This window comes from Staphylococcus sp. EG-SA-14 (assembly GCF_017151935.1).
In the GTDB taxonomy this organism is placed as follows: Bacteria; Bacillota; Bacilli; order Staphylococcales; family Staphylococcaceae; genus Staphylococcus; species Staphylococcus aureus.
Genome location: NZ_JACVZM010000126.1, coordinates 1 through 205, shown reverse-complemented (window position 1 = coordinate 205; position 205 = coordinate 1). Strand labels below are relative to the sequence as shown.

General features: G+C 42.9%; 1 pseudogene. It reads left to right on the top strand.

Annotated features, from left to right (window positions below):
- A pseudogene (locus IDG63_RS15060) lies at positions 1–205 on the top strand (staphylocoagulase); the annotation flags it as partial.

The following is a 205-nucleotide window of genomic DNA, read 5'->3' as shown; positions in this document are numbered from 1 at the left end:
ATGAAGCGAGACCAAGATTCAACAAGCCAAGTGAAACAAATGCATACAACGTAACGACAAATCAAGATGGCACAGTAACATATGGCGCTCGCCCGACACAAAAAAAGCCAAGCAAAACAAATGCATATAACGTAACAACACATGCAAATGGTCAAGTATCATACGGAGCTCGCCCGACATACAAGAAGTCAAGCGAAACAAACGC